The sequence below is a fragment of the Croceicoccus hydrothermalis genome, assembly GCF_022378335.1.
GTDB classification, from domain to species: Bacteria; Pseudomonadota; Alphaproteobacteria; order Sphingomonadales; family Sphingomonadaceae; genus Croceicoccus; species Croceicoccus hydrothermalis.
On the sequence record NZ_JAIQCI010000007.1, the window covers coordinates 104,724 to 112,098 of the forward strand.

At 61.3% G+C, this 7,375-nt stretch carries 8 protein-coding genes and 1 tRNA gene; 6 read left to right on the plus strand and 3 right to left on the minus strand.

Features of this window, described 5'->3' with window-relative positions; all coding sequences use genetic code 11:
• Positions 1-81: 81 nt before the first annotated feature.
• Complete coding sequence (locus tag K4G67_RS07680) at positions 82-1,593, plus strand: M48 family metalloprotease (RefSeq protein WP_239805800.1); 1,512 nt, start codon at positions 82-84, stop codon at positions 1,591-1,593.
• Between the two features lie 123 nt (positions 1,594-1,716).
• On the opposite strand, the gene K4G67_RS07685 is transcribed toward K4G67_RS07680, so the two are convergent.
• A complete protein-coding gene (locus tag K4G67_RS07685) occupies positions 1,717-1,935 on the minus strand; it encodes a Flp family type IVb pilin (protein WP_239805801.1) in 219 nt (72 codons plus the stop codon).
• Positions 1,936-2,068: 133 nt separating this feature from the next.
• The gene (locus K4G67_RS07690) at positions 2,069-2,254 is read right to left on the minus strand and encodes a Flp family type IVb pilin (protein WP_239805802.1); all 186 of its coding nucleotides are present in this window, start codon (positions 2,252-2,254) and stop codon (positions 2,069-2,071) included.
• A gap of 120 nt (positions 2,255-2,374) precedes the next feature.
• Here K4G67_RS07690 and K4G67_RS07695 point away from each other — a divergent pair, with 120 nt between their 5' ends.
• From K4G67_RS07695 to K4G67_RS07710, 4 genes are all read left to right on the plus strand, one after another.
• Positions 2,375-2,785, plus strand: coding sequence for a (deoxy)nucleoside triphosphate pyrophosphohydrolase (locus tag K4G67_RS07695; protein WP_239805803.1), 411 nt, complete (start codon positions 2,375-2,377; stop codon positions 2,783-2,785).
• A gap of 62 nt (positions 2,786-2,847) precedes the next feature.
• A tRNA-Arg gene (locus tag K4G67_RS07700) sits at positions 2,848-2,924 on the plus strand.
• Between the two features lie 138 nt (positions 2,925-3,062).
• Positions 3,063-3,554 carry a hemerythrin domain-containing protein gene (locus K4G67_RS07705; protein WP_239805804.1) on the plus strand — a complete coding sequence of 164 codons (492 nt, stop codon included), beginning with the start codon at positions 3,063-3,065 and terminating at the stop codon, positions 3,552-3,554.
• The gene (locus K4G67_RS07710) at positions 3,551-5,077 is read left to right on the plus strand and encodes a phospholipase D-like domain-containing protein (RefSeq protein ID WP_239805805.1); all 1,527 of its coding nucleotides are present in this window, start codon (positions 3,551-3,553) and stop codon (positions 5,075-5,077) included. The genes K4G67_RS07705 and K4G67_RS07710 overlap by 4 nt, the downstream gene beginning before the upstream one ends.
• 76 nt (positions 5,078-5,153) lie before the next feature.
• Here K4G67_RS07710 and K4G67_RS07715 read toward each other — a convergent pair whose 3' ends face one another.
• Complete coding sequence (locus K4G67_RS07715) at positions 5,154-5,633, minus strand: peroxiredoxin (RefSeq protein WP_239805806.1); 480 nt, start codon at positions 5,631-5,633, stop codon at positions 5,154-5,156.
• A gap of 210 nt (positions 5,634-5,843) precedes the next feature.
• Between K4G67_RS07715 and ahcY the strand changes: the two genes are divergently transcribed.
• Positions 5,844-7,259, plus strand: a complete 1,416-nt coding sequence (gene ahcY, locus K4G67_RS07720; protein ID WP_239805807.1) for an adenosylhomocysteinase — start codon at positions 5,844-5,846, stop codon at positions 7,257-7,259.
• Positions 7,260-7,375 lie beyond the last annotated feature (116 nt).

Here is a 7,375-nt window from a genome sequence, read left to right on the forward strand (position 1 = left end):
ACCCGCAATATGCCGGGTGTGGCCGCGATCCGAACGGAATGTGCCCGCCCGCGTCACGTTCGTATTGAGGAGCCTGATCACATGCCGAACCGCCCCGCCGCCCCTTTCCCCGCGTTCCTTCGCAAGGCGCGGTTGACCGCCTTTGCATCCGTCGGCGCGCTGGCCCTGTCGAGCTGTGCGGGGACATCGACGCCGCCGGTCGTGCCGGGGCAGGCGCAGGCCATCACGCCGCAGGAAAAGCAGCAGGGCGCACAGGCGCATCCGCAGCTCGTCGCCGAATTCGGCGGTTCGTACGATGGGCCCGGCGCTGGCTATGTGCAGCAGGTGGGGCAGAACATCGCCACGCAATCCGGGCTCGCCAATGCGCAGAGCGCATATACCGTGACCCTGCTCAATTCGCCGGTGAACAATGCTTTCGCCATTCCCGGCGGCTATATCTACACCACACGTCAGCTTGTCGGCCTGATGGACAATGAGGCCGAGCTTGCCGCCGTGCTGGGACACGAGGTCGGCCATGTCGCGGCGCGCCATTCGCAATCGCGTCAGCAAGCGGCGCAGCAAAACTCGATTCTCGGCGTGCTCGGCTCCGTGCTTTCGGGTGTGCTGCTCGGCAATAGCGCGCTCGGTCAGATCGGGCAGCAGGTCGCACAGACCGGCAGCCAGCTGCTTACCCTCGGCTATTCGCGGAGCCAGGAGCGTCAGGCCGACGATCTCGGCGTCGCCTATCTGTCGTCGGCGGGTTACGATCCGCGCGCGATGGGAATGGTGCTGCGCAGCCTTGCCGAGCAGAACGCGCTCGATGCGCGGCTGACGGGGCGGGGCGACACCAATGTCCCCGAATGGGCCTCGACGCACCCCGATCCGGCAAGCCGCGTGAACGATGCGCTGGCCGAGGCGCAGGGCATGCCCGGCAATGTCACCAATCGCGACGTTTTCCTCAGCCGCATCAATGGCATGATGTATGGCGACGACCCGAAGCAGGGCGTGGTGAACGGCTCCACCTTCATCCATCCGGTGTTCGGGTTTCAGTTTCGCGCGCCCGACGGCTATTTCATGGTGAACGGCACGCAGGCCGTCACGATCACCGGACAGACGGGCAAGGCGCAGCTCACCACGCGTCCCTATGGCAATAATCTCGACAGCTATATCCGCGGCGCGTTTGCCGATCTCACGCCACAAGGGCAGCAGAATATCGTGCCGCAAGCGATACAGCGCACCACGGTCAACGGCATCGAGGCAGCGTATGGCCAGGCGCGCGTGAACAACGGGCAGTCGAACGTGGAGGTGACCGTATTCGCCTATGAATTTTCGAACGATCAGGCGTTTCACTTCCTGACCATCACGCCGGTGGGGCAGACCGCGACGTTCAATCCCATGTTCAATTCGATGCGCCGCATTTCCTCCGCCGAGGCCAATGCCGTGAAGGCGCGCAAGGTCAGCGTCGTGACGGTGAAATCGGGCGACACCATTCGTTCGCTCGCCAACCGGATGGCGTATGACAATGCGCAGCTCGAACGGTTCCTGGTACTCAACTCGCTCGACCCGAACGCGACATTGCGTGCGGGCGAGAAAGTGAAGATCGTCACCTACTGATTTCCTTCACTCTGACATGCAGAAAGGCGGCATTTTCGGATGCCGCCTTTTTTATGCGCGAAACGAAACGGGCGGCGATTGCTCGCCGCCCGTCGTTTGTCATCGGGTCGATGGATCTGGGAATTAGGCGCCGCCTTCTGCGCCAGCATCCGCACCGCCCTCACCGCCACCATCGGCGTCGCCGCCCAGCTCGGTTCCAACCTTCTCGAACGTGCCCGTCAGATTACCCCCAAGCTGGGTGAGCGCGCCGATGCATGCCACGGCGATGAGGGCGGCGATCAGGCCGTATTCGATGGCGGTTGCGCCGGATTCGTCTTTGATGATCTGATGGAAAAGCTTCATGGTTGGTCTCCTGACTCCAAAACTCGATTGCGCCGTTCAAATTACGGTCTGGCGAATTTCGTATTGCCCCCATTCCGTTGAGATCGCGCCATTCGATGGATACGGGGAATTACTAAATAAATCGTAAATTCGATTAACCCTTCTTTTCGACGGCATTCTGCGTGCGTGTCGATACGCCGTCCCACATTCCAATCGTGCCTGAGGCGAAAAAGATCAGCGAACCGATGAGGCCGATGACCAAGACGGCTGCAATCAGGCCGTATTCCACCGCGGTCGCACCGCTCTCATCACGCCATATTGCCCTGGTACAGCTGATCACTGGGCGCTCCTCTATGTTGCGGCGGGTCTTTTCTTCAGATGCGCGGCATGGGATGCAGCAAAGCTGTTAAGCTTTGGTTGAGCGGCCCCTCGGGCTGACGCACGGGGGGATGGGAAAGCGATGGCACCGATTATTGTTGTGGCCGGCGCGCTGATCGGTCCCGATGGCCGGATCGCGATGCACAGGCGGCCCGAGGGCAAGCATCATGGCGGCCTCTGGGAATTTCCGGGCGGAAAGGTCGACGCGGGCGAGCAGCCGGACGCTGCGCTCGCCCGTGAACTGCATGAGGAACTGGCCATCGTGGTTGCGCCGGACGATTGCGTGCCGACCGGCTTTGCGTCCTCGCCCACGGGCGGGCCGGACGGTCGGGGAATCGTGCTGCTTCTCTATATCTGCCGACGCTGGTCCGGCACGCCGGATCCGCAGGAAGGCGGAAGTCTCCAATGGACCGTGGCGGACATGCTGGACACACTCGCGCTCGCGCCGCTCGACCGGGAACTCTTGCGATTCCGGGAATTTCTCGTTCTCTGATAATTTTGTTACAGACAGGGCTTGCCAATGTTCGGCGTGCCGACTATCTGCCTCCCCACGACGCGCCCGTAGCTCAGCTGGATAGAGTACCTGACTACGAATCAGGTGGCCGGAGGTTCGAATCCTTCCGGGCGCGCCACGAAATCAGGCCGCTCCTTCGAATGAGGGAGCGGCCTTTTTCATGGCCGTCTTTCGGGTCCGGGGTGAAGCGTCCGCCTGCTCGGAACCGCATCTCGCTTCGCCTGTTCCATAGCGAAAGATGCAAGGAGAAACGCGCATGTCCGACAAGACCGACATTTTCGATCGTTTGAAACAGGATCACGACGATCATCGCAAGCTGCTCGAAAAAATGGCCAGCACGTCGGGGGAAAGCGAAGAGCGCGCCGATCTCCTCGCGCAATTCACGCGCGAGGTTAAGAGCCACGCCGCGGCCGAGGAGCAGGCGCTTTATTCCACCATGCTGCGCAAGCCCGAAACGACGGGCGAAACCCGCCACTCCGTCGCTGAGCATCACGAGATCGAGGAAATGCTCAACGATCTGGCGGCGACGGACATGTCGTCGAGCGCGTGGATGTCCAAGTTCAAGGATCTGCGCCACGATTACGAACATCATATCGACGAGGAGGAGGAGGACCACTTCCCCGATTTTGCGAACTATCTGACCGAGGATGACATCGCGCACATGCGATCCGTGTTCGACCGCCGCAAGGAGGCGGAAAAGGACCACGCCGAGGTCACGCCCGAAAAGATGGAAGACGCAAAGGAGTGAGTACACCACTGGATTCGCCGGGCGATATAACCCGGCAGGAGGATTTGCATGCGACGGGGGAGGAAAGGGCCTCTCCCGCCGTCTGGCGTTACGACAGGGCGACACGCGCGACGGTCATCGTCGATGCGGCCGATTATTTTCAGTACATGCAGCAGGCGATGATGAATGCGAAGAAGCGCATTCTGCTGATCGGTTGGGATTTCGATACGCGCATCGCGCTTGGCCGTGGACGACGATGGTATCAGATTTTCGGACGCGACCGGCCGCCGCGGCGACTGGGCCGCTTCGTCGTGTGGCTCGCCAATCGCAATCCCGATCTCGAAATTCGCGTGCTGAAATGGGATTTCGGCGCGATCAAGATGTTTTTCCGCGGATCGATGCTGGCCGATATATGGCGCTGGTATCGGCATGACCGGATCGAGTTCAAGTTCGATTCGATGCATCCGTTCGGTTGTTCTCATCATCAGAAGATCGTCGTCATCGACGATACCGTCGCGGTGTGCGGCGGTATCGACATGACGGCGGACCGGTGGGACACCCGCGATCACATCGACCGCGACCCGCGCCGCCGGCGACCGGGCGGGCGCCGTTATCCCCCCTGGCACGACATGACGATGATGGTCGAAGGCGACATTGTGCGCGCGCTGGAGAATCTGGCGTTGACCCGATGGAAGCTGGCGGGCAGGCACGAGCTTCTCCCGGTCGAGGCACAATCGCAGACGGCATGGCCCAACGGCCTCGAACCCGATTTCGAGGATGTCGAACTCGGCGTGTCGCGCACCCGCGCGCCATATGAGGATATCGAGGAGATCCGCGAGATCGAGGCTCTTTTCGTTGAGCTGATCGGCCGGGCCAAGAATTTCATCTATGCAGAAAGCCAGTATTTCGCCTCGCGCAAGATTGCGGAAGCGATCTGCCGGCGGATGCAGGAGGACGACCCGCCCGAGATCGTCATCGTCAATCCGATGAGCGCCGAAGGCTGGCTCGAGCAGCAGGCGATGGATACCGCCCGCGCGCGCCTCATCGAAACGATCGGCCGGAACGATCCCGGCAATCGCTTCCGTCTCTATGTCCCGCACACGGACAAGGGCACGCCGATCTACGTCCATGCCAAGCTGATGATCGTGGATGACGAGGTGTTGAAGATCGGGTCGGCGAACATGAACAACCGTTCGCTCGGGCTCGACAGCGAATGCGATCTGCTGCTCGACACGGCGCGCGCGGCCAATCGGGGGCAGGGCGACAACATCCGTAAGCTGCGCTATTCATTGCTCGCGGAACATCTCGGCATTCCCGAGGGCGAGATCGGCGGATTGCTGGAGAAATACGGTTCGATGCGCGCGTTGATCCGCGAACATCCGCAGCCTGGGCGCAGCCTCCGCCTGTTCAAGCTCAACAAACTGACCGACGTCGAAAAGACGCTGGCCGACGAGGAATGGCTGGACCCCGAAAGCCCGGCCGACATGTTCGAGCCGATGAGCAAGCGCAAGGGGCTGTTCCGCCGCCTGCGCCGCCCGAGATAAGGGCGTAACCGGCGCATGAAAAAGGGGGCGCTCCGTCGTGGAAGCGCCCCCTTTGTCACGATTGCTATGGTAGCGATCAAAGCTGGTTGAGCATGTGCTCCGCGCTGCTGACCTTGAAATCGCCGCTTTCTTCGACGTTGAGCGAGGTCACCTTGCCATCGTCGACGATCATGGCCCAGCGTTGTCCGCGCTTGCCAAGGCCAAAGCCGCTGCCGTCCATGGTGAGGCCGAGCGCCTCTGCAAACTCGCCATTGCCGTCCGCCAGCATGGTGATATCCTTCGATCCGTCACGCTCGTTCCAGGCGCCCATGACAAAGGCATCGTTCACCGCGGTGCAGGCGATCTCGTCGATGCCCTTGGCTTTGAGTTCCTCGGCCTTGTCCGCGAAACCGGGCAGGTGGCGGGCGGAGCAGGTCGGGGTAAAGGCACCCGGAACCGAGAACAGGGCGACCTTGCGCCCCGCGAAATAATCCTTCGCCTGCACAGGAGCCGGGCCGTCGGGGGTGGCTTTCACCAGTTTTGCGTCGGGGAGCGTATCGCCTTGCTTGATCGTCATGAACGGGTCCTTCTGTCTGACTGTGATGTCACCGTGCCAGATAGGCGGCATCTCGCGGGCGACAAGAGAGTGGCACGCGCGGGGTGCACATATAAAGTTTCCTTTATATTTGCCCTCTACGCGTCGAGGCGTTAAAGCGCGAAGCGATACAGGCGCCCTTTGCCGGGGCCGAACCATTGTCTTTCATCATTTTCACAGGAGCACAGCGCCTTGGCCACTGCTGCAAAAAACGAAGATTACGTCATCGCCGACATCGGCCTTGCCGAATATGGTCGCGATGAAATCGCGATCGCCGAAACCGAAATGCCGGGGCTGATGGCGCTGCGCGAGGAATTTGGCGAGAGCAAGCCGCTCACCGGCGCGCGCATCACCGGCTCGCTCCACATGACGATCCAGACAGCCGTGCTCATCCAGACGCTCACCGCGCTGGGTGCCGAGGTGCGCTGGGCCACGTGCAATATTTTCTCGACACAGGATCACGCCGCGGCCGCAATTGCCGAAAGCGGCGTGCCGGTCTTCGCGATCAAGGGTGAAAGCCTCGCCGATTACTGGGATTATGTCGGCCGCATCTTCGAATGGGACGCCGACGGTTCGGACAATACCGCGAACCTCATCCTCGACGATGGCGGCGATGCGACGATGTTCGCGCTCTGGGGCGCGCGGCTCGAGGCGGGCGAGGAAATGCCCGACCCCGAAAACGCCGAAGAGATCGAGATGCAGCGCGCGTTGAAGGCCTTCATCAAGCGCAAGCCCGGCTACCTCACCCGCAGCGTCGAGGCCATTCGCGGCGTGTCGGAGGAAACGACGACCGGCGTGCACCGCCTTTATCACATTGCCAAGGCCGGCAAGCTGCCGTTCCCGGCGATCAACGTGAACGATTCGGTGACCAAGTCGAAGTTCGACAATCTCTATGGTTGCAAGGAATCGCTGGTCGATGCGATCCGCCGTGCGACCGACGTGATGCTGGCCGGGAAGGTCGCCTGCGTCGCGGGCTTCGGCGATGTCGGCAAGGGCAGCGCCGATTCGCTGCGCAATGGCGGCGCCCGCGTCATGGTGACCGAGGTCGACCCGATCTGCGCGCTTCAGGCGGCGATGGAAGGGTACGAGGTCGTCACGATGGAAGACGCGGTGAAACGCTGCGACATTTTCGTGACGGCGACCGGCAATGAGGGCGTCATCACCGGCGAGCACATGAAGGCGATGAAGAACATGGCCATCGTGTGCAACATCGGCCATTTCGATTCCGAGATCCAGATTTCCGCGCTCGACAATTACGAGTGGAAGCAGATCAAGCCCGGCACCGATCTCGTGACCTTCCCCGATGGCAAGCAATTGCTCATTCTGGCGAAGGGCCGCCTGGTCAATCTGGGCTGTGCGACCGGGCACCCCAGCTTTGTCATGAGCAACAGCTTCACCAATCAGGTGCTCGCGCAGATCGAGCTTTTCACCAAGGGCGACGAATACAAGAACGACGTCTATGTCCTGCCCAAGCATCTGGACGAGAAGGTCGCCTCGCTTCACCTTGAACAGCTTGGCGTGAAGCTGACCAAATTGTCGAAGCGGCAGGCCGATTATATCGGCGTTCCGGTCGAAGGCCCGTTCAAGCCGGAACATTACCGCTACTGATCGGATCAGTTTTCCGGGGCCGGACGGCATCGGACAGATTGTAATGGAAGCCCGCATTCCCTAGCCCTATGGGCATGGGTATGCGGGCTTTTTCCATTCTGGCACGATCGCGCGGC